We start from the raw sequence: 283 nt of genomic DNA on the forward strand, positions 1-283 counted from the left end.
GCAGCGTCACGCGCATGAACGTGATCAGTCCCAGGACCATCGCGTGGCCGACCTCGGCGAACCCCTCGCCGTCCGAGATGAAACGCACCAGCATCCACAGACCGGCCAGGCAGGCCACAGCCATGAGCGCCATAAACGCGATGTCGAGTGTGCGACGCCGGGTGCCGGCGGCCGGCCAGCGTGCGCCGGTACGGCCCAGCGGGCGGGTCAGCCAGAACATCAGATCGGCGATGGGCCGGCCCACGAGAGCCAGCGCATCCGAAATGCCGGAACGCCGCAGAAT

At 68.6% G+C, this 283-nt stretch carries 1 pseudogene; it reads right to left on the reverse strand.

Annotation, left to right across the window (positions count from 1 at the left end):
• A pseudogene (locus tag EIK80_RS25715) lies at window positions 1–283 on the reverse strand (sulfonate ABC transporter permease); the annotation flags it as partial.

This window comes from Caulobacter sp. 602-1, from assembly GCF_003931565.1.
Taxonomy (GTDB): Bacteria; Pseudomonadota; Alphaproteobacteria; order Caulobacterales; family Caulobacteraceae; genus Caulobacter.